Genomic DNA, 25217 nt, shown 5'->3' on the forward strand with positions numbered 1-25217 from the left:
TCCATGTCCACCGCCGTCACTGATCTCAAATTCGGCCAGATTCCTGACCTCGTCGGTACCCGCCTGCAGGGCGAATGGTTCCGCGTCGCCGACGACCGTCGAGAGATGTTCGACACCGCCACCTACACTGATGAGAACGTCCGTACGTTCGTGCCGTCTATCTACCCCGACCAGCTCATCGAGGGCTTCCACCTCGTGGGTATGCTCGATCACTTGACCAACCAAATCCTGCGTACGGACGGGCATTCCACGACCGGCTGGAACTACGGGATCAACCGCGTGCGGTTCATTACCCCGGTCACTGCTAATGACCGCATCCGGCTGAACCTGACGGTGCAGGACGTCCGCCCAAAGGGTGACGGGTACGTTCTCACCTTCGACTGCGTCATCGACCACAGCGCCAGCGAACGGCCCGCGTTCACCGCGGAATGGCTCGTGTACTGGCTGCCGGCTCGCGGCCAGTAACCGTCGGCCGACGAGAGGCTCCGATACGGTGTGAAAAGATCCCTCGATAACCGGAGGAGAGTGGACGATGCCGAGACCGCTCGATGTTGCCAAGCGCAAGGCTGACATCGCCCGGATTGCCTTCGACGTGTTGGCTCAGGGGGGGCCGTCGGGGCTGACTATTCAAGCGGTTGCGAAGGAGCTCGGGGGATCTGTGACGAAGGTCACGCATATCTATCCAACCCGCGCAGAGCTGATGCGAGGCACGATCGAGCTATTTGTCCAGCGAGCCGAGCAAACGATCGCGACCAACGACCGGCTGACGGAGACGACTGAGGAGCGGTTACGGATAGAGCTGCTCGCGATGATTCCCGTTACAGCGGCCGCTCGGCTGCAGGAGCGTGGGAGGGTGGCGCTGATCTCGGATCGCGATCAAGAAAGTGCGCGGGTGTTCGCCGACGAGATGGAACGCTTTGCACGCACGCGGCTACGCGCGGTGCTGCTCCCGCTCATCCCGGAAGACCGGCTGGAAATCGCGATCGACTTCTGTCGGTCGACCGTCAACGGAATCTCCCTGTCGACCGTCGAGCACCCCGATTACTGGACCCAGCAACGGCAGGAGGCGATCCTCAACGTCGCCATCGCAGGCCTCACGCGCTTACAGGAGTCGGGTTCGTTCGACGTGTGACGCCTGCTTCGCGCTACTCGTCGTCTAGGGGATGTGGCGCCCCGGGCATTAGGCAGGGGCACGGGCACGTGGACACACCGCCGAGCCGCCTCGATGGCGCTCGAGATGGAAGGATGCAGATGTGACCGTCGGCAGCGATGATGACCTGAGCGCGCGGCTGGGCGTTGCCGCCGAGAACGACGCCCTGCTCGGCCCGATTGACTGGAGCGCGCTGCCTGATGGCGCCGAGAGCGACGTGTTCGCAGCCCCCAGCGGACCGCTCGCGCGCATCACCCTCGGGCCCGCGGGCGGTGACCGGGTCGTCCTCGTCTCCGGAATGACCGGGTCGAAAGAGGACTTCGTGCGTGTCATGCCGCTACTGGCAGCATCCGGGTACCGCGTCGAGTCGTTCGATATGGCCGGCCAATACGACTCGTGCGACGCCGGTCCAGCGCCGGGCGGGCGCTACACGATGGAGCTGTTCGAACACGATCTGACCGCGCTGCTGGCCGACGGCCCGCCCGCCCACGTGCTGGGATACTCGTTCGCCGGCACGGTGGCCGCCGCTGTCGCCGGCGCACGCCCCGAACTGGTGCGCAGCCTGACGCTGCTGTCGACCACTCCCGCCGTCGGGCAGGCGCTGCGCTCGTTCAAGGTGCTGGGTCCGTTCAGCGTGATGCTGCCGCCCGTCGCGCTCGGCCACCTGTTCGTCTGGGTGCTGCGGCACAACGTGCACCGCGCGCCGCAGGACCGCGCCGTGTTCGTCACGGCCCGGTTCGCGAAGACGCGCGTCGACAGCGTCATCGACATCTTCGATCTTATGAAGCACACGCCCGATGTCGCTCCCGCGGTCTCTGCCGCTGGTATCCCGATCCTCGTCGTCGCCGGTTCGCACGACGTCTGGCCGCTTGCGGCCCATCAGAACTTCGCCGAACGCCTGGGCGGGAACCTGATCGTGCTCGATGCCGGACACAGCCCATGCGAGAGCGCGCCGCACCAGCTCGCCGTCGCGATGCTGGGCCTCTTCGACGACGTCGGGCACTGAGCGCGGGATGCCGCGCGCTGCGTCGCGCTGGTCATGGGCCCGCTCCCCGCGTTGAGTCGTCCCATATGGCCCGTTGTCGCGAAAAAAAGGGGGTCGTCCGTGACGACCGAGCCGAAGCGCTCTCGCTGGGCGGGCTGGGCTTCACTCTCAACGGGCGCGGGAACGACGCGAGCTCAACGACCTCGCCGCGCTCGCCGCGCTCACCTCGCCGCGTGGGCTCGGCGCCGCCGCACGGCGCGGGCTCGGCGCCGGCGCTCCCACCAGCTCACGTCGTTCCAGCACACCGCGATGTTGTGGAACGCCCACGACGCCCGCCGCTTGAAGCCGGCGACATTGTCGAACGGCCGGGCCGAGACTCCCACGCGCAGCGCCGCGTCGTACTCCACGCGCATATCGGCCTCGAGGGCGAAGGTGATGTCGAGATCGTCGTGCACGTGCGGGTCGTCGAGGTGCACGCGACCGCGCACGAGTTGCCACGCCGATCGGCGCAGCGCGAAGTTCGAGCCGAAAACGGGCTGCTGGCCAGCCATGAGACCGACGAACCAGAAGTATCCGGCCAGATAAACATGCCGGCCCACGAACCGCCAGAAGCGCCCGCACCCGTAGAACTCACCGGTCGAGGTCAGCCCGACCAGGTCTGAGTCGGCATCGAACCGCGCCGCGACTCGCGCTGTCCAGTCGGGGGCCGGCCGGGAGTCGGCATCCAATCGTCCGATCACCTCGCCGGTGGCGGCGTCGAACCCGGCGGCGGTCGCGCGCAGCACGCCACGGCGCGGCTCGAAGATCAGCCGGACGCCCGCGGCGGCGGCCACGTCGGAGGTGTCGTCCGTGGACCCGTTGTCGACAACGATGATCTCGTCGGGCGCGCGCGTCTGCCGCGACAGATCGTGCAGGCATTGGCGAAGCATGTCGGCGTCGTTGAAAGACGGGATGACGACGCTCACGGTGCACATCGAGGGCCAGCCTACGACCATCGCGGGGTCGTCGCCGTGCACGCGCCGTCCCAAAGTGTCGCTTGGGTGGGTGGAAGCGTCCGGTTGGGACGGGTGTGGGGATGCCGCGCCGCGCGCAGCGCGCCGGGTGACGCGTGTGCCGTCCGGAAGTGTCGCTTCGCGGGGTGGAAGCGTCCAGATCGGACGGGTGTTGGGGGCGGTGACGCGTGTGCCGTCCCGAAGTGTCGCTTCGCGAGGTGGAAGCGTCCGGATGGGACGGGCGTGGGGATGCCGCGCCGCGCGCACGGCGCCTGGTGAGGCGTGTGCCGTCCAGAAGGGTCGCTTCGCGGCGTGGAAGCGACCGGATGGGACGGGCGTTGGAAGCCGCCGCGCCCCGCGCCCCCGCCCCCACGCCACCGCACCCCATGCAGCGGAATACACCCGCCGACGCCACGGTTGGCCCCTCGGGAGGATTCATGGATTACGGGCATCCGCTGCAGTTCGGCGTTTTCATCACCCCCGCCAACGCGCAGCCGCAGGCGCCGGTCGCGCTCGCGCGCCGGGCAGAGGCATCCGGGCTCGACCTGGTCACCTTCCAAGACCACCCCTACCAGCCGGCTTTCCTGGACACGTGGACGCTGCTGAGCTACGTCGCCGCGCAGACCGAGCGCATCCATCTCGCGCCGAATGTGTTGAACCTTCCGCTGCGTCCGCCGATGGTGGTCGCCCGCGCCGCGGCGAGCCTCGACCTGCTCAGCGGTGGCCGATTCGATCTCGGTCTGGGCTCGGGCGCCTTCTGGGACGCCATCGAGGGCATGGGCGGGCGACGGCTCACCCCCGGTCAGGCCGTGTCGGCGCTGGAAGAGGCGATCGGGCTGATCCGACAGGTGTGGGATGCCGCATCCCGCGGCGGCATCTTCGAAGGCGGCGAGTACTACGAAGCGCACGGAGCCAAGCGCGGCCCGCGGCCCGCGCATGACATTCCCCTCTGGCTCGGCGCCTACAAGCCGCGGATGCTGGCCCTCACCGGCCGCGCCGCCGACGGGTGGCTGCCCTCGCACGGCTACCTGAAGCCGGGCGACCTCGCCGCAGGCAACAAGCGCATCGACGACGCGGCCGCGGGCGTCGGCCGCGACCCGCACGAGATCCGCCGGCTGCTGAACATCGGGGGTCCGCAGGGCGATACGGCCGGCTGGATCGAGCAGCTCGGGCGGCTGAGCCTCGATGACGGCATCGGCACTTTCATCCTTGCCACCGATGCCGCCGGCACTATCCAGGCGTTCGGCGAAGAGATAGCCCCAGCCGTTCGTGAGTTCGTCGCCCGCGAGCGCGCGCAGCGCGGCACGGCCGCGGCATCCACGCGGTCACAGACGGCACTGGCGGCCCGCCGCCCGGGCATCGCGTACGGCGACGTGCCGGCAGGGGTCCACGCGATCGAGCCCGGCGACTTCGACTACCCCGACGTGCAGTCCACCTATATGCGCGGCGGCGAGCCGGGCATCGTTCTGCAGCCCGACTCGCCGCAGCAGGTCGCCCAGGCGCTCGCCTTCGCTCGCGCGCACCCGTCCGCGCCGCTGGCCGTGCGCAGCGGTGGGCACGGCATCTCGGGCCGGTCGACCAACGACGGCGGCATCGTCATCGACCTGCGGCGGCTGAACACCATCGAGGTGATCGACGAAGACCGTCGCCTTGTGCGGGTGGGCCCCGGTGCCCGATGGATGCAGGTGGCAGCTGTGCTCGCCGGGCATGGCTGGGCGCTCAGCTCGGGCGATTACGGCGCCGTGGGCGTCGGCGGACTGGCGACCGCCGGCGGCATCGGCTGGCTCGCGCGCGAGCACGGCCTGACCATCGACCACGTGCGCGCCGTCGAGGTGGTGCTGGCCGACGGCACCATCACACGGGTGGATGCGGCATCCGACCCCGAACTGTTCTGGGCGATGCGCGGCGCCGGCGCGAACATGGGGATCGCGACCTCGTTCGAGTTCGAGGTCGACGAAGTCGGCCCGCTCGGGTTCGCGCAGCTCGCCTTCGATGCGTCTGAGACCGCGGGCTTTCTCGTCGAGTGGGGCCGGCTCGTGCATGACGCGCCGCGCGAGCTCACGAGTTTTCTGATCATGGGGCCGCGTCGGCTCGGGCACCCACAGGTCGCCCAGATGCTCGCCGTGGTCGACACCCCCGAACCCGACGACATCATCGCGGTGCTGCAGCCGTTCGCGCGGCTGGCGCCGCTGCTCGATCAGCAGGTGCAGTTGACCTCGTACGCGCAGATCATGGCAAACGCCGACATCGGTCCGCAGCACGGTGCCGGTGAGCCGCTCGCGCGCTCGGCGCAGCTGGATGCCCTCACACCGGCCGTGGCATCCGCCGTGACCGGGATGCTGGATGCCGGTGATTCTTATTTCTTCCAGATCCGTTCGACCGGCGGGGCCGTCGCCGATGTTCCCGAGGATGCCACCGCCTACGCGCACCGTCAGGCGTCGTTCTCGGCCGTGGCGTTCGGAGCCGATGCCTCCCGCCTCGACGAGCACTGGCGCCGCATCGCCGCACATTCGCGCGGGGTCTACCTCTCCTTCGACAGCACGTTGCGACCCGAGCGCATCGGCGAGGCCTTCCCGCCCGGGCACCTGCAGCGCCTGCGGGCGATCAAGGCCCGCGTCGACCCCGACGGAGTGTTCTCGGACAACTTCGCCATCCCGCCCGAGGAGGGCGTGACCGGCTGATCCGGCTGAAGGCAGCCGAGACCGGCTGATCCGGCTGAAGGCACCCGATACCGGCGGATCCGGCTGAAGGCAGCCGATACCGGCGAAAGATGACGGACGATGAGCCGCTCCGTCGATGTTTTCAGGAACCTCGCATATCCTGCATGAGGCCGGTTTTGTGCCGGCCCTGTCCGATCATGTCCGTCTGAGCCCGTACCGATCCCGAGGTCCCCACCCCGCGGAGACGGCGGAACGAGAGTCGCGGCGGGATGCCGCATCCCCCAGGATGTTCCCTGCTCGCGCGATGTCGAGGGGAGTCGACACCGCATGAGGTTCGCAGCGTGGCTGCGCGCTCACCCGCGCACGCTCGCGGGTGCCGGTGTGGTCACCGCGGGCGCGGTGGCGATCACGACCCTCGCGTTCGTCTACCAGGGCAACCCCACGACCGAGGTCGATCTCAACGATGGCAGCGTGTGGGTGACAAAGCAGTCCAGCTTCATGGTCGGTCACTTCAACCACGAGTCGGAGGTGCTCGACGGGGGTCTGCGCACCGCCACCGACGACTACGACATTCTGCAGTCGGCGCAGAACGTGCTCCTGCACGATCTGGCCGGCAACTCTCTGTCAAGCGTCGATCCGTCGACGGTGGCGCTGACCGGCAGCACCCCGCTGCCCGCCGGAGCGCAGGTGACCCTCGGCGCGAACACCGTGGCCGTGCTCGACCCGGCGAAGGGATCGCTGTGGGTCGTGCCCGCCGCCGGTGTCGGCGGCTTCACCGCCGCGGCGACCAAGCCCGTCGCTACGCTCGGTGCCGGGGCGGCGGCCACCGTCGGTGTCGACGGCACGGTGTATGCGGTCTCGCCCGCACAGGGCACGCTGTGGACGGTGCCGGTCGACGCCGAGGGCGCGGCGCTCAAGGCAGAGAAGAAGGGTTTCGACGGTCTCGCGAAGAACGCGCAGGTGACCATCACCGCGGTGGGCACCACCCCGGTCGTGCTCGATCCCGGCACCGGCACGGTGCGCTCGCCGTCGGGCCTGAACGCCACCGTGCCCGCCCCCGACGGCGCGGTGCTGCAGCAGCCGTCGGCCGCCGATGCCGACGTGACCGTCGCCACGAGCACGGCCCTGGTGCGGATGCCGCTGGGCGGCGGATCGCCGCAGGCGAACCCGGCGCAGGGCACCGGCACACCGGCCGCTCCAGTGCGCCTGAACGGCTGCACGTACGGCGCGTGGTCAGGCTCGGGCCGGTTCGTGCGCGATTGCACGGGAACCGCCGACGACCTCGCCGCCGACATCCCGGGCATCGACACCTCGGCGAACCTCACCTTTCGGCAGAACCGCGACGTGGTGGTGCTCAACGACATCATCGGCGGCATGGCGTGGATGGCCAGCGACAGCCTGCAGCAGGTCGACAACTGGGACGAATTGACCCCGCCTGAAGGCGACGCCGAAGAGAACGAGCAAGAGGTCACCGAAGAGACCGTTCAGTCGACCCTGCCCGAACGCTCGGCGACGAACACTCCACCGGTCGCCAACCCCGACGAGTTCGGTGTGCGCCCGGGCCGTACCACCGTGCTGCCCGTGCTCGACAACGACACCGATGCCGACGGCGACGTGCTCACGGTGTCGGTGCCCGACGGCGATCCGTCGCTCGGTCAGCTGCAGTCGATCGACAACGGTTCGGGTCTGCAGATCATCGTTCCCGAGGATGCCTCGGGCACAGCCCGTTTCACTTACAAGGTCGACGACGGGCGCCGCGGCGTCGACACCGCGACCGTGACCCTGACCGTGCATCCGCTGCAGTCCGACCAGGCGCCGCGGCAGGTGCGTGTGACGTCGCTGACGATGGAGGCCGGCGGCGTTCTCACCTACAACGTGCTGTCCGACTGGCGCGACCCCGACGGTGACAGCGTGTACCTCGTCTCGGCCGATGCGGCCAAGGGCGACGAGGTCGAGACCACGACCGACGGGCGAGTGACCTACCGCGCCGTCTCGGGGACGCTCGGGCGCAAAGACGTCAAGATCCGGGTGTCCGACGGCACCAAGGTCACCGAGGGCACCCTGCACCTGGATGTGCGCCCGCGCGGTGCCACCGAACCGGTGGCCACCGCCGATCACGTGGTGACCCGGGTGGGGCAGTCGGTGACCGTCTCACCGTTGACCAACGACTACTCGGCGGGCAGTCAAGAGCTGCGCCTGACCCGTGTCGACGACGTCGACGGAGCCGATATCACGCCCGATTTCGCCGGCAAGACCTTCGCCTTCACCTCCGACAACGTCGGCACCTACTACGTGCAGTACCTCGTCGCCGCCGGCACGGCGACCGCCGACGGCATTGTGCGCGTCGACGTGCTGGCCGATACCGGCACCGACGACCCGCCGGTCGCCGTGCAAGACATCGCGCTGCTGCCCGACGGCGGCGACACGCTCGTGAACGTGCTGGCCAACGACTCCGACCCGGCCGGCGGCATTCTCGTGGTGCAGTCGGTATCGGTGCCCGAATCGTCGGGCATCTCGGTCGCGGTGCTCGGCCACGAGACCCTGCGGGTCACCGACCAGGGGTCGCTGGCCGAGCAGGTGACGATCGACTACACGATCTCGAACGGCGCGCGCAGTGCCGACGGCCAGGTGGTCGTGATCCCGGTGCCCGCCCCCGAGGTGGTGCGCCCGCCGGTGGCCGACGACGACGAGGCTGTCGTGCGCGCCGGCGATGTGGTCACCATCCCGGTGCTCGACAACGACTCCGACCCGAACGGCGGCACGCTGCACGTGGCCGACGACCTCGTCGAACCGCTGCCGGATGCCGCGACCGGCACCGCTTTCGTCTCGCAAGACACCGTGCGGTTCAAGGCCGGATCCGAGCCCGGCACGGTGGGTCTGACCTATGAGGTCGTCAACGCCAGCGGTCAGAAAGACGCCGGATACGTCAGCATCCAGGTTCTCGCCGTTGATGCCGCCAACAACCAGGCCCCGCGCCCGAAAGACGTCACCGCGCGGGTGCTCGGCGGCGCGAAGGTGCGCGTCTCGATTCCCCTGGACGGCATCGACCCCGACGGCGACTCGGTGACACTGGAGGGCATAGCGTCGGCTCCCGCCAAGGGGCGCGTGGTCGAGGTCGGAGCCGACTACATCGACTATGAGGCCATCGGCGGGGGCACGGGAGCCGACTCCTTCACCTACCGCGTGCGCGACCGGCTCGGCCGGGACGCCACCGCCACCGTGCGCGTGGGCATAGCGCCCGCGGCATCCGACAACCAAGCGCCCTACGCGGTCAAGGACGCCGTGGCGATGCGCCCGGGGCGCGAAGTGGCCGTGCCCGTGCTCACGAACGATTCCGATCCCGAGGGTGATGCCATCGGGCTGGTCTCGAACGGCATCATCCTGCCCGACGAGCCGGGGCTTGCGGCGAAGGTGTCGGGCGACCGGATCATCGTCGACTCGCCCGATCACCCGGTCGACACTTCGCTGCAGTACACGATCCGCGACGCCGATGGCGCCGAGGCGGTCGGCGTGCTGCAGGTGTCGGTGGCCGACGACGTTCCGCTGCTGCGACCGGTGGCTCGCGACGACCGGGTCGCGGCCGCCGACGTCGACGACGGCGCGGTGAGAGTCGACGTGCTCGCCAACGACGAAGACCCCGACGGAGTCACCGCCGACCTGAAGGTCACCGTCGCCGACGACGCTGCGCAGGTGGATGCCGACGGCGCCGTGCGGGTCACGCTCGGTGAGAAGCAGCAGATCCTCACCTACACCGTCACCGACCGCGACGGACTGACGGCGTCGGCGTTCATCCGCGTGCCGGCATTGGCGGCGCTTAGCCCCGCACTGACCTCGACCGGGGCTGTCACGGTGCGCAGCGGCCAGACCGTCACGATCCCCCTCGCCGACCACGTGCGCGTGTGGCGGGGCAGTGGTGCGGTGATCACCGAAGCCGACAAGGTCGCGGCGGTGCACGGCAACGGCGCAGAACTCGTCAAAGACCAGCACACCCTGGTGTACACGCCCGCCGACGGATACTCCGGGCCCGACGCCCTCACCTTCGAGGTGACCGACGGCACCGGACCCGACGACCCCGAGGGCCAGAAGGCCACTCTGGTGCTGCCGATCACGGTGCTGCCCGCCGAGAACCAAGCGCCCACGTTCCGCAACGGTGCGCTGTCGGTCGCGCAGGGCGACGACGGCGCCGGCCTTGACCTGCGTGCTCTGACCACCGACCCCGACGAGGGCGATCTGGCCGGCATGACCTACCGGATCACCGGCGGCGTTCCCGACGGGCTGTCGGCGGCCATCGACGGGCAGAAGCTGACGGCGAGGGCGGATGCCTCGGCCCCGAAGGGCACCGCGGCAACGATCGGTCTCACCATCGACGACGGGCACGGACACTCCACCACCGGTACGGTGACGGTCACCGTCACGGCATCCACCCGCCCGTTGCCGACGGCGAACGACGACACCGTGCCAGATGCCGCGCAGGGCAAGACCGTGCGCGTCGACGTGCTCGACAACGACTTCAACCCGTTCCCCGACCACCCGCTGACGGTCACCTCCGCGGTGACCGAATCGGGCGTGGGCGCCGTCTCGGTCGCCGGCGACCACCTGCAGATCACCCCCGACGGATCGTTCGTCGGGCGCATGGTGGTGCGGTACCGCGTGCAGGATGAGACCGCCGACCCCGACCGCGAGGTCGAGGGGCATGTGATCCTCACCGTGCAGGGTGTGCCCGCTGCTCCGGGAACGCCGACGGTGAGCAGCGTCCAGGATCGCACCGTGGTGCTCAGCTGGATGCCACCGGTCGACAATGGCTCGGCGATCACGAAGTACACCGTCTCGGCGGTCGGTGGCGGGTACAGCCGCACCTGCGCCTCGACGACCTGCACGCTCAGCGGCCTGACCAACAACGTCGAGTACACGTTCCACGTGGTCGCCGTCAACGGCGTGGGGCCCTCGCCGGCTTCGCCGGCCTCTGAGCCCGCGCGCCCTGACGCGCGGCCCGACACCCCGGCCGCTCCGACGCTGACGTACGGCGACAAGAGCCTGAAGGTCGCGTGGAAGACACCGTCGACCCCCGGTTCGCCGGTGCAGTCGTACAACCTCGAGATCTCACCCGCGCCGCCCTCGGGCATCGCGACCAAGACGAAGGTCACCGGCACCTCGACGACCTGGTCGGGGCTGGAGAACGGCGTCGCCTACCAAGTACGCGTGCAGGCGGTGAACCGCGCCCCCGAGCCCTCGAGCTGGAGCACCTGGTCGGCCACCGAGGTGCCGGCCACCGTCCCGGCCGCCCCTGCCGCCCCCACCTCGACGATGGTCGACCCGGTCGCACCGCAGTCGCAGATGAAGGTGTTGTGGAAGGCCCCCGCCGACAACGGCGACAAGATCTCGGGCTACCAGCTCGTGGTCATGCGCGGCGCCTCGACCGTGCAGACCCTCGAGCCCTCGAGCACGTCGCAGACGATCAGCGTCGCGAACTCGACCACCGACTACACGTTCAAGGTGCGCGCGCACAACAAGGCCGGCTGGGGGGCCTGGAGCAAGGTCTCGGCGGCGCGGCGCAGCGTGGCAGCGCCCGGAGCGCCCGGCACCCCGAAGGTGACCGCGGGCGACAAGAAGCTCACCGTGTCGTTCACGGCGGCCACCGGCAACGGCGCCACCAGCGGCGAGATCCGCTATCAGTACAGCCTCAACGGCGGGGCGTGGACCGGCAGCTGGACAAGTGCGAAGGGCACCATCACCGGCCTCGCCAACGGCACCGCATACACGGTGCGGGTGCGGGGAGTCTCGACGGTCGACGGGGCCACGTATCCCGGTGCGGCCTCGGGCGGAGCCAGTGCCACGCCGTACGGACCGCCGCGCACACCGTCGGCGACGGCGAAGGCCAGCGGGCAGAAGATCACGTTCGGCTGGACCGTGCCGGCCGCCAACGGCCTGACCGTGCACGTGCGCTACCGGATCGACGGCGGCTCGTGGACCAACGCCACCAAGACCGGGTCGAAGACCGTCACGTACGGCTACAGCAAGACCGGCACTATCGAGGTGCAGTCGGTCGACAGCAAGGGCCAGACCAGCTCGACGGTGACAAAGAAGGCCACCACGGCGGCCAAACCGGCGGCCACCGCGACGGTGAGCAAGGGATCGTCGGCCGCCGGCGAGTCGGGCTGCAAATCGGGCAAGTGCTACCACTACAAGGTCACCACCAAGAACTTCACCGCGGGCACCTACACCGTCTCGTGCAACGCGACCAGCACGACCGACAACCCGTTCTCGACCTACACGAACGTGAAGGTGCCCGCCGACGGCAGCTTCGAGCCCGGGTGCTACTTCGGTTATTCGGGCGAGCAGGTCTGGGTGACCATCGGCGGCAAGGACTACGGGAAGACGACGTGGAAGCAATGACAGCACGAGAAGGACGGCGCAGACAATGACCATGACACCGGAACAGGCCACCTGGTTCCAGGGCACCTTCGTGCGCCTCGTCGACAACGTCGACCGGGCGCTGATGGGAAAGCGCGATGTCGTGGCCCTGGTGCTCTCGGCGATGCTGGCCGAAGGGCACGTGCTGCTCGAAGACGCCCCCGGCACCGGCAAGACGAGCCTTGCCAAGGCGCTGGCGGCCACGGTGCAGGGCACGTCGAGCCGCATCCAGTTCACGCCCGATCTGCTGCCCTCCGACGTGACCGGCGTGACGATCTACGACCAGTCCACGCGCACGTTCGAGTTCCACCGCGGGCCGGTGTTCGCCTCGATCGTGCTGGCCGACGAGATAAACCGCGCCTCGCCGAAGACCCAGTCGGCCCTGCTCGAGGTGATGGAAGAATCGCGCGTCACCGTCGACGGCACCGCGCACGAGGTGGGCCGCCCGTTCCTGGTGATCGCCACCCAGAACCCCATCGAGCAGGCCGGCACCTACAAGCTGCCCGAGGCACAGCTCGACCGGTTCCTGGTCAAGACGACCATCGGGTATCCCGATCTCGATGTCGCCGAGCGGATCCTGGCCGGGTCGGCCGATCGCAACCCGTCCGCACACCTGCCGGCGATCATCACCACCGCCGCGGTGGCCGATATGGCCGACCTCGCCGCCAGCGTGCACGTCGACTCTGCGGTGCTGCGCTATGCGGCCCAGCTGTCTGAGGCCACCCGTACCGACTCCGCCTGCCGGGTGGGCGTCTCGGTGCGCGGATCTCTCGCGATGGTGCGCATCGCCAAGGTGTGGGCGGCCGCGCAGGGCCGGCACTTCGTCGTGCCCGACGACATCAAGGCGCTCGCCGCGCCGGTGTGGACGCACCGGCTCGTGCTCGACCCCGAAGCGGAGTTCGCCGGCACCACCGCCGAGACCGTCATCGCCCGCGTGCTCGAGAGCGTTGCGGTGCCGCAGGCGAGGGCCGTGGCCTGATGGCATCGACGGTCAGCACCACGAGCGGGCACACCGAGGCTTCGGCCCCGGTGGCCGTCGGTCTTTGGGCCCTGGGCGGTCTGTGGCGTGCGGCGAAGGCCGTCGCCGCGGTCGTGCGCCCCGTGGGCTGGGTGCTGATCGCCGTCACCGCGGTGCTGTGGATCGTCGGCGAGCGTCTGGGCTGGTGGGAGCTGGTTGTGGCAGCCCTCGTGCTCACCGTGGCGATAGTGCTCTGCGCGCTGCTGCTCATCGGCCGCACCGCCTACGACGTCGACCTCGACCTCGGCCGCTCGCGCGTCGTGGTCGGGGAACGGGCCGTGGGCGCCCTGACGCTGGCGAACCACGGCGAGCGCGCCATCCTTCCCTCCCGCGTCATCCTGCCGGTCGGCGCCGGGCGCGGCGTGTTCGCTGTCGACCGCCTGGCCCCCGGCGCCGCAGTCGAAGAGCTCTTCGCGATTCCGACGAGCCGTCGCGGAGTGCTCGCCGTCGGGCCGGTCAGCGTCGTGCGCGGCGACCCGCTCGGGCTGTTCGAACGCGTGCACCACCGCGACGAGCCCATCGACCTGTACGTGCACCCGAAGACGGTGTCGTTCGCGGGGCAGACGCTCGGCTTCATGCGCGACCTCGAAGGGCTACCGGCCGCCGATCTGTCGCCTGACGATGTGTCTTTCCACGCGTTGCGCGAGTACCAGCCGGGTGACGACCTGCGGCATGTGCACTGGCGTTCGTCGGCGCGCGTGGGTGAGCTGATGGTGCGCCAGTACGAAGAGACCCGGCGTTCGCACTTCGTGATCGGGCTGTCCACAGCCCCCGGCGATGTGAGCGGCGACGACGAGTTCGAGCTTGCTGTCTCGGTCACCGGCTCGCTCGGCCTGCGCGCGCTGCGCGACTCACGTCGCGTCGATGTGCACGTGCCCGGGCGGGCGCTGCCCGCGGCCACCGGCAAGCGGTTCCTTGACGCGCTGGCCGGCCTCGACCATTCCCGCCCGCGCGACGGGCGTCTCGAAGAGCTGGCCGGAACGGTCGCGGCCGCCGTGCCGCTGGCGGCGGTTGCTGTGCTGGTGTGTGGATCGACGGTGGATGCCGCCCGCCTGCGGGTCGCCTGCTCGCGGCTGCCCTACGGCACCCGCGTGCTGGCCGTGCAGGTCGACACCCGGGCCGACGACCCGGAGCTGCGGCGCATCGGCGACGCGGCCGTTGTCACCGTCTCGCGGCTCGACCAGCTTCCCTCGGCCCTGCAGCGGGTGCTGTCATGACCGCGCCCGCGCGCCCCATGACCGCGCCCGCGAGCGGCCCTGCACCGCTGCCACGCCGGCGGTGGGTGCTCGACCTGACGGCTGTCGCGCTGCTGCTGCTGGTGCCGGTCATCGGGTTCTGGCCCACCTTCGGTGGCGCCGGTTACCTGCTGCCCGCGCTGGGAGGACTGGCCCTGGGCCTGGCCATCGCGGCCATCGGTGCGCGTCTGCGCTGGGGTGTGCTGCTGGTGGCGGCGGCGACCCTGATCGGCTACTTCGTGTTCGGCACCGCGCTGGCCGTGCCTGCCAGCGGCATCGGCGGTGTCGTGCCGAGCCTGGAGTCGCTGCAGCAGCTGGCGGCCGGGGTCATCACGTCGTGGAAGCAGCTGCTGACCACCGTGGCTCCGGTCTCGGTCGCCGACGGGCTCGGACTCGTGCCGTTCCTGCTGCTGCTCGTGGCCGGCGTGCTCTCGGCGAGCCTCGCGCTGCGCCTGCGGCACGCGGCGTGGGCGCTGCTGCCGGCGACCGCCGCGCTGCTCGCGCAGATAGCGCTGGGCACCCCGGCGCCGGCCGCGCCCCTGATCGAAGGCGTCGTGTTCGCCGTCGTGGCCATCGCCTGGCTGGCGGTGCGCGCGGCGTGGGTGCCGACCACGACCGTGGTCTCACTCGGTGAGACCGGGCAGGCATCGCGTGCGGGAGCGCGCCGGCGTGTGGCCGGCGGCGCGGCGATTCTCGCGGTCGCCGCGGTGGTGGGCATTGCCGGGGGAGCGGTGGCGGCTCCGGCATCCCCCCGCTACATTCTGCGCGACGTGGTGATCCCACCGTTCGACATCCACGACTATGCGAGCCCGCTGCAGTCGTTCCGCAAGTATGTGCGCGACGACCGCACGACCACGCTGTTCACGGTCGACGACATGCCGCAGAACGCCCGGGTGCGTCTGGCGGTCATGGACGCCTACAACGGCGTGGTCTACAACGTCGCCGATGCGGGATTCGGGTCATCCAGCGCGTTCTCTCCGGCACGCTCGAACATGTCTGAGGCAGCGACCGGCACCCGCGCCGATGTGCGCATCACCATCGGCGCGCTGCAGGGCGCGTGGCTGCCCGATGTCGGTGCCGTGCACACCATCACGTTCGAGGGCGACCGCGCCGACACGTTGCGCCGGGCCGCCCGCTACAACGAGGTGACCTCGACCGGGCTGGTCACCGACCCGCTCGCCACCGGCGACAGCTACCTGCTGCAGACGACTCTCGCCGCGCAGCCGAGTGACAAGGCGCTGGCCAAGACGCCGTTCGCGAAGGTCACGATCCCGAAGCAGCGCGATGTGCCGCAAGAGCTGGCGACCATCGCCGGCAAGGCCACCGCCGACGCGGCGACTCCCATTGCGCAGGCGCGGGCGCTGGAGAAGTACCTCGCCGACGGCGGATACTTCAGCCACGGGCTCGAGGGTGAAGTCTGGTCGCTGCCCGGACACGGCGCCGCGCGCATCGCGACGCTTCTGCAGTCGGCGCAGATGGTGGGCGACGATGAGCAGTACGCGGTCGCGATGGCATTGATGGCCGGCGAGCTGGGCATTCCGGCGCGTGTGGTGATGGGCTTCTATCCCGGTGAGGGCGAGACCGGCAGCACGTTCGCGGCGACCGGTGACGACCTGCACGCGTGGGTCGAGGTCCCGTTCGAGGGCGTGGGGTGGGTCACCTTCGACCCGACGCCCCCGAAGGACCACATCCCCACCGATCAGGCGACCAAGCCTCGCACGCAGCCCAAGCCGCAGGTGCTGCAGCCGCCGCCGCCCGAGCAGCAGCCTGCCGATGAGCCCCCGACCGTTCCCGCCGATCGCGAGAAAGACGACGACGACAGCAAGGGCAGCGGCATCCTTCCCGTGATCCTCGCGGCGGCCGGCATCGGTGTCGGCTCGCTCGCGGTTCTGGCCAGCCCCTTCGTCGTCATCGGCGCGCTGAAGTCGTCGCGCCGGCGACGACGCCGCGACGCCGCGCGCCCCGCCGACCGGATCACCGGCGGCTGGGATGAGTTGAAGGACCGCGCCGTCGACTACGGCGTCGAGGTTCCCCGTGGGGCGACGCGTGCCGACGACGCCGCCGTGGTGGGCGGCGCCTTCGGCCAGCCGGCGGTGGCGGTGCTGGCCCGGCACGCCGACGCGCAGGTCTGGGGGCCCACCGAGCCGAGCGATGCCGAGGTCGAGCAGTTCTGGGCGCACATCGACACCACCGTCGACGAGATGGGGCAGCAGCGTGGATTCTGGCGCCGGCTGCGGGCCCGGCTGAGTCTGCGGTCGCTGCTGGCCGGCACCTGGGCCGGGCGCTGGTTGCCCGGGGCACGTCGGCGTGCGCGGCAGAATGTGAAGGATGCCGCGGCCGCGCGGCCGCAGGAGGAGAAAGCATGAGCTGGCCGGCACCCCCGCCGCCGTTTCCCGGGCAGATCGCCGGGGCGCCCGCTGCGGCGCCGCTGGGTCGACGGGCGGGCGCCTGCGTGGTCGACGTGGTGATCGGCGCGGTGCTGGCCCTGGTGGTCGGAATCGTCGCGTCGATCGTGGTGGTCGCAGGTGCGCGCCCGACCACCGCTGCCGAGCTGGCCGGCGCCGCGCTCACGGTGCAGGGGCTGGTCTTCGCCGTCGCGGTGGTCTGGCTGCTCGTGCTGTCGGGACTGCAGGGCGGGGGCGGATCGATCGGCCAGCGCGCCCTGGGGGTGCGCGTGGTCGACCGTGACACGGCCGGGCCCATCGGGTTCGGTCGTGCGCTGCTGCGCACCATCGTGTGGAGCGCGGCGGGGTCGATCGTGGTCGGCTGGTTCAGCCCGCTGTTCGACCCGAGCGTGCACCGGCAGGGCTGGCATGACCGGGTGGCGCGTGCCGTCGTCGTGCCGGCCGGTGATCGCCCCGCCGTCACGTCGACCCCCGCTCCGGCCTGGATCGCGGCGGCACCCGCCCCCGAAATCGACGAGGGGATCAGCCTCACGTCGGCAGCGGCCATCGCTCGCCCGAGCGTCGGATCGGCCGGGTCGCGTGCCTGGGCCGACGTCCCCGACGCCGCTGCGCAACCGGCCGCGATACCGTCGCGCGAGGTCATCTCGGCGGTGCCGGGTGTCGTCGCACCGGCTGCGGCATCCGCCCCCGTCGCGCCGCCGGCTGTGGCGCCCGCCCCCGTCGCTCCGCCGGCCGTGGCACCCGCCCCCATCGCATCACCGGCTGCGGCATCCGCTCCCGCCGCGGCATCCCTTCCCGTCTCGGCGCCCGCCGCCGCTTCTGTTCCGGCCCCGCGCCCGGCGCCCGACGCTGCGGACCCGTCCGACCCGGTGCTGGGTGCCACCGTCGTGCGCAGCCCCATCGCCGAAGCTGTGCCCGCCGGCGCCGCCCTGCTGGTGTGGGACAACGGCAGCCGCACCGGAGTGCGCGGCAGAACCCTGTTCGGCCGCAACCCGGCCCGCGAAGACGGCGCGAGCGTGGTGGCGGTGCGCGACGAGACGCTGTCGCTGTCGAAGACCCATTTCGAGATCGATGTCGACGCGCACGGCATCCGGGTGATCGACCGGCACTCGACCAATGGCGTCGTGCTGGTGCGCAACGGACGGCGCGCCGCACTCGTCCCCGGGCAGCACACGCCGGTGCGCCCCGGTGACCGGCTCGAGTTCGGCGACCGCAGTGCGACCGTGGAGCAGGCAGAATGACAGCGACGTCGCCCATCTCGGTTCTCACCGGCGCCGCCACCGACGTGGGACTGCGCCGCCCGCACAACGAAGACGCGTTTCTCGCGGCATCCCCCGTCTTCCTCGTCGCCGACGGCATGGGCGGGCACGGGGCCGGCGAGGTGGCCAGCGCCGCCGTGGTCGAGGAATTCGGGCGGCTCACCGGCCGGCCGAGTGTGACGGTCGACCAGCTTCTCGACACGTTCGGGCGTGCGCGCTGGCGGGTCGACGCGTTGCCTGTCGGCGGGGGAGCCGGCGCCGGCACGACGTTGTCGGGAGTGGCGATCGCCGACCTCGACGGCGACGGATACTGGCTGGCGGTCAATGTGGGCGATTCGCGCACCTACCGCTTCAGCGACGACCGGCTCGAGCAGATCAGCGTCGACCACTCCGTGGTGCAAGAGCTCATCGACCGCGGAGAGCTCGACCGGGCCCAAGCGGCCGGCGATTCCCGCCGCAACGTCATCACCCGGGCGATCGGCGCCGGCAGCGCCGCTCCGCCCGACTACTGGCTCATTCCCGCCGAGGAGGGCGACCGCATGCTGATCTGCTCCGACGGGCTGACCGGCGAACTCGATGTCGACCACATCGCCCGGGTGCTGCGCGAAGAGGCGCACCCGCAGGCGGCGGCCACCCGGCTCGTGCACGAGGCGCTGCTGCACGGCGGCCGCGACAACATCACCGCGGTCGTGGTCGATGCGCTCAGCGTGGTCGGTGGCGATGGGCGCGTGGACGATCGTGGCACGCAGCCGGCCTTCCCCGACGATGACGATGAGCTGGATGCCGACACCCGCCCCCGCGCGCGGCGCGTGAGGGAGGGGAGCAGCCAATGACCTCTCTGCGCTACGCCCCCGGCTCCGCACACCTGATCGCCGCGGGTGAGGCTATCGTCGTGATCGACGGCGAGGCCTCGGCCGACCTGCTCGCTGCCATCTGGCGCGAGGTGGGCGCGGGCGGTCTGGCGGCGGTGCTGCAGGCGCTGACCGGCGCGTACGGCACGACGCTGTCGGCGATTCCGCCGTTCGCGGTGGCGGTGGCCGAATCGGGTGGGGTGCGCATAGCGGTGCGCGGCGAGATCACCGTGACGGCGACCGCCCCGACCCAGCAGACCACGCATCTCACCGGTGCGGGGGTGACGACATGGTCCGAGCAGGTGATCGCCGGGGTCGTGCGCACCGAGATCAGCCTGCAGTCGGGCGCGACGGCCGACGCGCTGCTGCCCCTGCGCGACGGGGTCGTGGGAGTGTCGGCGCTGGTCGTGGACTGGACGAGGGATGCCGCGAGCGGCCAGGACGCGCCGGCTCAGGATGCCGCACCCGGCCGCGGGGCGATGGCGCCGGCTGTGACTGCGCCGCCCGCCGAGGGCCCAATGCGTTCCGCCGAGCGGCCGGCGGCAGCACCTTCCGCCGAGGGTCCAACGCGTGCCGCGGAGCGGCCGCCGGCAGCGCCTTCCGGCGAGAGCCCGGAGCCGGCACCTGCCGCCGAGACCGCTGCGCCCGCGCCGCCCGCCGAGAGCTCGGAGTCGGTACCGCGCGCCGGCGGCGCGGCCGCGGCATCCACCGCCGATACGACCCCGGGCCTGCTCGACTCCCGCGACGTGCCGCTCGACTCCCGCGACGTGCCGCGGGCCTCCGCCTCGCCGCTCGCGCCGCCGCCGGTCGTGCCCGGGGCGCACGAGCTGCCGGTGCTGACCCTCGATGCCACCTCGATGTCGGCGGAGGGGCGCCCCGCTGCCGATGCTCCCGCTGCCGCGGACGCTCTCGCTGCCGACGCTCTCGCAGCTGCCGACGCTCCCGCTGCTGCGGACGCTCTCGCAGCTGCCGACGCGGCCGCCGCCCCCACGGGGGGCGATGACCTCGATACAGTGGCATCCGTGCGTGTTCGGGGGGACCACGACGGCGAGACGATTTCGCTCGCCGAGGCGCGTCGTGCGCGCGGCGAGGGCGAACCGGCGAGTGACTCCACGCCCGAGCCTCTCGCCCCGCCGCGTCCGGCCGCCCCCGGGCGGCTGCGCCTGTCGACCGGTCAACAAGTGCCCCTGGACCGCACGGTCGTGATCGGCCGACGCCCGCGTTCCACGCGCGTGACCGGCACCGATCTGCCCCGGCTGATCGCCGTGGACAGCCCCGAGCAAGACATCTCGCGCAGCCACCTCGAAGTGCGCGTCGAGGGCGATTCGATCCTGGCCACCGACCTGCACAGCACGAACGGCACCACCCTGCACCGCACCGGAGCCGACCCGGTGCGCCTGCACCCGGGCGAGCGCAACGTCGTCGTCCCCGGTGATGTGCTCGATCTCGGCGATGGCGTGACGGTCACCGTGGAGAGCATCGCGTGAGCGCCCGACGACCCCCGGCACCACCGCCCGAGCTGCCCGGTTTCACCTTCATCGAGCTGCTCGGCTCGGGCGGGTTCGCCGACGTGTACCTCTACGAGCAGCAGCTGCCACGCCGCCGCGTCGCGGTCAAGGTGCTGCTGGCCGGCCGCATGTCGAGCGGATCGATCGGCCAGTTCACCGACGAGGCCAACGTCATGGCGATGCTGTCGACGCATCCCGCCATCGTCACGATCTACCAGGCCGGTGTGGCCGGCGACGGCCGGCCGTATCTGGTCATGGAGTACTGCCCCAAGCCCAACCTGCAGGCGCGCTACCGCCGCGAGCCGTTCTCGGTGGCCGAGTCGCTGCGGGTGGGCGTGCAGGTGGCGGCAGCGGTGGAGACCGCCCACCGCGCCGGCGTGCTGCACCGTGACATCAAGCCGGCGAACATTCTCGTCACCGAATACAACCGGCCCGCACTGACCGACTTCGGCATTGCGTCCACCACCGACGCCGCCGCCGAATCGGCGGGCCTGTCGATTCCGTGGTCACCGCCCGAATCGTTCGCCGACGCTCCGCGCAGCGACGTGCGCTCCGACGTGTATGCGCTGGCGGCCACCGTCTACACCCTTCTGGCCGGACGATCGCCGTTCGAACTGCAGGGACAGCGCAACGGGGCATCCGATCTCATCCAGCGCATCGAACGCTCGCCGCTGGCCCCGCTCGGACGCCACGACGCCCCGCTGTCGCTGCAGCGCACCCTCGAACGCGGCATGGCCAAGAATCCGGCCGACCGGTACCCGAGCGCACTGGAGTTCGCCCGCGCGCTGCAGAAGGTGCAGATCGAGCTGTCGCTGGCGGTGACCCCCATCGACATCCTCGACGACGGGGCACCCGACGACATCGTCGAAGACGAAGACGACGGCCTCACCCGGGTGCGGGGCATGGTCGGCATCAACCCGCAGACCTCGCCGGCGGCCGGGCTCACGCATCCTGCCGACGTCACCCGCATGAGCGTGGGCGAGACGACCTCGGCCGACGCGACGGTGCTGCGAGCGCCGGCGCCACACCTGCTCGCCCCACCCGTACCCGATGCCGCCGGGCACGCCGTGACCGCGCAGCCTGCGGCCTTGCCGGGGGAGGATGCCGCCCCGCGCCGCCGTTCGAAGGTCGGCCTGTGGGCGGGTGTCGGCGGCGGCGTGTTCCTGGTCGGGGTGATCGCGGTCGTGGCCTTCGCCCTTCCCGCCCTGCTCGGCACGCCCGCGCCCCCGACCCAGACAGAGACCAGCGCTCCGGCCAAGCCGCAAGACGCCCTCCCGGCCACGGTCGCCGCCCCCACCGAGCTGACCGGCACGCGCACGGGGGAGTCGATCGTGTGGACGTGGAAGAACACCGACGGTGCCGACGGCGACGTCTTCCTGTGGCGTGATGTGTCCCGTGCCGACGCGCCCGGTTCGCCGCAGAAGGTCACCTCGGCCACGACGACGCAGCCGGTGGATGCCGGCGGCCGCACGTGCATCGAAGTGAGCACATTGCGCACCGACGGGGCGTTCTCGGAACCTGCGACGGAGTGCGTGCCGTGACCCCCGCCGAGGCCGAGGACGGCGCCGAGATCATCGTCGATTTCGCCGGCGAGCAGTTTCCCGTGCGCCCGGGCGAGGTGTTCACGGTCGGACGCGAGGGCGATCTCGCGATCGAGGACAATCTCTTTCTGCACCGCCACTTCCTGACCATCCACTGCGTCGACGGGCTCTGGCTGCTCGCGAACGTCGGATCGCGACTGACCGCCACCGTCACCGACTCGGGCGGGCGTGTTCAGGCGTGGCTGGCGCCGGGGGCGCGTCTGCCGCTGGTCTTCGAGACGACGACGGTGATCTTCAGCGCGGGCCCGACCACGTACGAGCTGATCATCCACGCCGCCGAGCCGGCCTTCCAAGAGACGGTGCGGTTCTCTGACGACGCCGGCCAGTCCACGATCGGCGAAGTGCCGCTCACCGCCAGCCAGAAGGCGATGATCCTCGCGCTCGCCGAGCCGCTGCTGCGCCGCGAAGGCACCGGCATGAGCGAGCTGCCGACCTCGGCCCAAGCCGCCCAGCGGCTGGGTTGGTCGCTGACCCGCTTCAACCGCAAACTCGACAATGTGTGTGACAAGCTCGACCGCATCGGGGTTCCCGGCCTGCGCGGCGGCGCCCGGGCATATGCCACGAACCGACGCGTGCGGCTCGTCGAGCACGCCATCGCGGCGCGACTGGTGACGCGCGACGATCTGCCGCTGCTGGATGACGAGGTGACGAACGCCGACGAAGCGGCGGCCGACGAGCCGATCTGAGGCGCATCTGAGGCGCTCGGCGTATGCCGGTCTGCGGCTGGCTGTGTTGGTCTGCGGCTGGCTGTGTTGGTCTGCGGGCGTTTGAGCCGGTTCAGCGGCCGACGTCGGACAAGTGTCGGCTGTTGTGACCGAGGACCTTCACCATGACCCCGCGGCGGCGCAGTTCGGCCAGGGTGCGATTCTCTTCTTCACGAGACCGGCCCAGGGCGTGGATGCTGGCCACCACGAGCACGTCGCCGTTCTGCAAGGTGCCGAACAGTCGAACCAGCCGCTCTTCCCAGCTCTCCAACGTCTCGGGAGCGGGATGCCGAAACCCCTCGATCGGCACACCGAACCGGGTCAGATCGTCGCGCTGTTCTTTGATGGAGGGCATGTCATCGCGGGAGACGACCAGACCCACCAATCGCGATCCGGTGGGACGCGCCTGCCACCAGTCGTGGTCGTGCTGCAGCTGCTCGAAGCACTCGGGGCATTCGGCGGCCACGTGCTCCGGAAGGGGACCGGTCTCGCTCATCCCTCTATTCTGACTCTCACCTGCGACGCTGTCACTCATCATCGATCCGCAGCCGCAGGCTCATCTCATCGGCGTCGAGTTCGGCCAGCGCGTGCCGCAGCGTCGCCGAGCTGTATGTGCCGTCGTGCGACAGCGCCGCCAGTCGCCGGCGCATCGCGGTGATCGAGATCAGGCGCAACTCGAGCATCTCGCGTGCGACCAGCGAGCGGGTCTCGTCGGGCGGAATGGTTAGCTGGTCGCGGATGCGCTCGGTGACCGTCTCGGTGAACGGCGTGCCGTCGTGCTTGCGCAGGTCTCCCGAACTCAGTGCCTGCGCGCTCGCCGCCCGCAGCTCAGCATCCAATCGTCCCTTCTCGCCGGCCAGCGGCGAGTCTTCGTCCGTGTCGCTCAGCTTGAGGACCCTGACCACCCAGGGCAGCGTCAGCCCCTGCAGCATGAGGCTGATCAGTGCCACCAGGAACGCGACGAAGATGAGCAGCGCGCGGTGGTCGACGCCATCGCGCGGCAGCGTCTGAGCGGCCGCGAGCGTGACCACGCCGCGCATGCCCGCCCACACCAGGACCACGCCGTTCTTCCAGCCCACCGGCCGTGATTGGTAATAGTCGAGGTCTGCCAGGCTGCGGCTGATGCGGGTGCGCATCATCGCGATCCGCCGCTCCTGCTGCTGTGGGCTGCGCGGCATGCCCGGGCCGTCGGGAAAGCTCTCTCGGCCGTCGGCGACGGCGTCGAGCCGGTCGCTGAAATGTTCCAGACGATCGCGGTCGATGCGTTCCACGCGTCTGCTCTGTCCCCAGACGATGGCGGAGATGTATCCGGTGCGCACCACGAGCACAATTGCCAGGGCCACCAGCGCGAGCCAGACGCCCTGCCAGATGCCCTGCCAGATGCTGCCCGCATCGGCGATGTTCTCGGTGACGATCTCGCGCAGCTCCAGGCCCATGACCAGGAAAACGGCGCCCTCGAGCACCTGCTCGATGGTGCGCCAGTTGAGGTTGTCGCTCAGGCGCTGCTCGGGCGTGAGCCGGCCCCGCGCGCCCTGGCCGCTGACGATGCCGGCCACGACCGCGGCGACCAGGCCCGATCCGCCGAGGTGCTCGGTGGGCAGATACGCCAGAAACGGCGCGCAGAAGCTGATGGCCGTATTCGCGGCGGCGCCGCCGATCCACGTGCGCACTGTCAGCACGAGCCAGCCCACCACGGCGCCGACGATGACGGCGGCGATCACTCCCCACAAGAAGGTGCCGACGGCACCCCAGACCGAGAATCCCGCGGCGATGGCGGCCACCGCGGTGCGCAGCAGCACCAGGGCGGTGGCGTCGTTGAGCAGACTCTCGCCCTCGAGCATCGTCACCACACGCGGCGAGATCCCGAGCTTCTTGACGATCGATGTGGCCACGGCATCCGTCGGTGAAAGAATCGCGCCCAGGGCTATGCCCACCGGCAGCGACACGCTCGGGATGACAAGCCAGAAGAAGACACCGAGCACGAGCGCGCTGGCCAGCACGAGGATCACGGCCATGCCCGCGATCGGACCGAAATCTCGCCGGAACTCGATTGCCGGGAGCTTGACCGCCGCCGAGTACAGCAGCGGAGGAAGCACGCCCACGAGGATCCATTCCGGCGGGATCGGCGGAATGTGCACGAACGGCAGCAGCGAGATGACGAGGCCGACCGCCACCAGCAGCAGGGGGCCCGCGACGCCGAGGCGCTGGGCGAGCGTGTTGATCACCACGATCAATACGGTGCCCGCGACCGCGATCAGAAGTCCGAACAGCAGGGGGTCTTCCATCGGTCCTCCTCGCGACGGCGGGTGTGGGAGGGAGAATGCCCCAGGGCAGGGTCTCCCGCACGAACCACCACGGGATGCCTGCCCGATGCGCATATGCGGGCGGCGGCATCATCGCCCCGGCGGTGCGCTCGCGATAACGTTAGCGCATGACGT

16 protein-coding genes are annotated in these 25217 nt (G+C 70.6%); 13 read left to right on the top strand and 3 right to left on the bottom strand.

The genetic code is table 11. The features are described from left to right. The first annotated feature begins 3 nt into the window (after positions 1-3). From ET475_RS07910 to ET475_RS07920, 3 genes are all read left to right on the top strand, one after another. Positions 4-465 carry a hotdog family protein gene (locus ET475_RS07910; protein ID WP_129388279.1) on the top strand — a complete coding sequence of 154 codons (462 nt, stop codon included), beginning with the start codon at positions 4-6 and terminating at the stop codon, positions 463-465. Between the two features lie 67 nt (positions 466-532). Continuing rightward, complete coding sequence (locus tag ET475_RS07915) at positions 533-1132, top strand: TetR/AcrR family transcriptional regulator (RefSeq protein WP_129388282.1); 600 nt, start codon at positions 533-535, stop codon at positions 1130-1132. Positions 1133-1253: 121 nt separating this feature from the next. Then, positions 1254-2156: an alpha/beta fold hydrolase gene (locus ET475_RS07920; protein ID WP_129388285.1), complete on the top strand. Its 903-nt coding sequence runs from the start codon at positions 1254-1256 to the stop codon at positions 2154-2156. A 200-nt stretch (positions 2157-2356) separates the two neighbouring features. Here the strand turns inward: ET475_RS07920 and ET475_RS07925 are convergent, their stop codons facing one another. Continuing rightward, on the bottom strand, positions 2357-3109 hold the full coding sequence (locus ET475_RS07925; RefSeq protein WP_165310826.1) for a glycosyltransferase family 2 protein: 753 nt from the start codon (positions 3107-3109) through the stop codon (positions 2357-2359). A gap of 455 nt (positions 3110-3564) precedes the next feature. Here ET475_RS07925 and ET475_RS07930 point away from each other — a divergent pair, with 455 nt between their 5' ends. From ET475_RS07930 to ET475_RS07975, 10 genes are all read left to right on the top strand, one after another. Continuing rightward, the gene (locus tag ET475_RS07930) at positions 3565-5808 is read left to right on the top strand and encodes an LLM class flavin-dependent oxidoreductase (protein WP_129388291.1); all 2244 of its coding nucleotides are present in this window, start codon (positions 3565-3567) and stop codon (positions 5806-5808) included. A gap of 306 nt (positions 5809-6114) precedes the next feature. After that, positions 6115-12180, top strand: a complete 6066-nt coding sequence (locus ET475_RS07935) for an Ig-like domain-containing protein (protein ID WP_129388294.1) — start codon at positions 6115-6117, stop codon at positions 12178-12180. A 25-nt stretch (positions 12181-12205) separates the two neighbouring features. Next, a complete protein-coding gene (locus ET475_RS07940) occupies positions 12206-13177 on the top strand; it encodes an AAA family ATPase (protein WP_129388297.1) in 972 nt (323 codons plus the stop codon). Further along, on the top strand, positions 13177-14433 hold the full coding sequence (locus ET475_RS07945) for a DUF58 domain-containing protein (RefSeq protein ID WP_129388300.1): 1257 nt from the start codon (positions 13177-13179) through the stop codon (positions 14431-14433). Before ET475_RS07940 ends, ET475_RS07945 begins: the two co-directional genes overlap by 1 nt. Next, positions 14430-16817: a transglutaminase-like domain-containing protein gene (locus ET475_RS07950; RefSeq protein WP_242497803.1), complete on the top strand. Its 2388-nt coding sequence runs from the start codon at positions 14430-14432 to the stop codon at positions 16815-16817. The genes ET475_RS07945 and ET475_RS07950 overlap by 4 nt, the downstream gene beginning before the upstream one ends. Beyond that, positions 16814-18097 carry an RDD family protein gene (locus ET475_RS07955; RefSeq protein ID WP_129388303.1) on the top strand — a complete coding sequence of 428 codons (1284 nt, stop codon included), beginning with the start codon at positions 16814-16816 and terminating at the stop codon, positions 18095-18097. Before ET475_RS07950 ends, ET475_RS07955 begins: the two co-directional genes overlap by 4 nt. Further along, the gene (locus ET475_RS07960) at positions 18094-18948 is read left to right on the top strand and encodes a PP2C family protein-serine/threonine phosphatase (RefSeq protein ID WP_129388306.1); all 855 of its coding nucleotides are present in this window, start codon (positions 18094-18096) and stop codon (positions 18946-18948) included. Before ET475_RS07955 ends, ET475_RS07960 begins: the two co-directional genes overlap by 4 nt. After that, positions 18945-20453, top strand: a complete 1509-nt coding sequence (locus ET475_RS07965; protein WP_129388309.1) for an FHA domain-containing protein — start codon at positions 18945-18947, stop codon at positions 20451-20453. The genes ET475_RS07960 and ET475_RS07965 overlap by 4 nt, the downstream gene beginning before the upstream one ends. Further along, a complete protein-coding gene (locus tag ET475_RS07970; RefSeq protein WP_129388312.1) occupies positions 20450-22015 on the top strand; it encodes a serine/threonine-protein kinase in 1566 nt (521 codons plus the stop codon). The genes ET475_RS07965 and ET475_RS07970 overlap by 4 nt, the downstream gene beginning before the upstream one ends. Continuing rightward, positions 22003-22761 carry a hypothetical protein gene (locus ET475_RS07975; protein WP_165310828.1) on the top strand — a complete coding sequence of 253 codons (759 nt, stop codon included), beginning with the start codon at positions 22003-22005 and terminating at the stop codon, positions 22759-22761. Before ET475_RS07970 ends, ET475_RS07975 begins: the two co-directional genes overlap by 13 nt. 91 nt (positions 22762-22852) lie before the next feature. On the opposite strand, the gene ET475_RS07980 is transcribed toward ET475_RS07975, so the two are convergent. After that, complete coding sequence (locus ET475_RS07980; RefSeq protein ID WP_242497804.1) at positions 22853-23275, bottom strand: recombinase family protein; 423 nt, start codon at positions 23273-23275, stop codon at positions 22853-22855. 31 nt (positions 23276-23306) lie between these two features. Next, the gene (locus ET475_RS07985; RefSeq protein WP_129388322.1) at positions 23307-25064 is read right to left on the bottom strand and encodes a cation:proton antiporter; all 1758 of its coding nucleotides are present in this window, start codon (positions 25062-25064) and stop codon (positions 23307-23309) included. Positions 25065-25217 lie beyond the last annotated feature (153 nt).

Source organism: Microbacterium protaetiae, from assembly GCF_004135285.1.
In the GTDB taxonomy this organism is placed as follows: Bacteria; Actinomycetota; Actinomycetes; order Actinomycetales; family Microbacteriaceae; genus Microbacterium; species Microbacterium protaetiae.